The 235-nt window shown below is 30.2% G+C and carries 1 pseudogene; it reads left to right on the top strand.

Going from position 1 to position 235, the window contains the following annotated elements:
- A pseudogene (locus tag SB775_RS33975) lies at positions 1–235 on the top strand (putative polysaccharide biosynthesis protein); the annotation flags it as partial.

Raw genomic sequence — 235 nt, 5'->3', positions numbered from 1 at the left:
AAGTTAGCAATGAAAATAACATTTGTTATTGGATTTGCAGCTGCCATTGGATTAACTTGTATTATTCAGCCTACGAATATTATGTTGTTTGAAAATAGTGATGGGTCAGATGTTTTATCCATTTTATCTTTATCTATTTTATTTAGTTCATTGTCGATTACAACTGCTTCTATTTTGCAAGGGTTAGGACAAACATTAAAACCCCCAAATATAACGAATATTGCTGGTTTTAATG

The sequence above is a fragment of the Peribacillus sp. SIMBA_075 genome (assembly GCF_046534585.1).
This window is presented reverse-complemented; position numbering and strand designations above follow the sequence as displayed.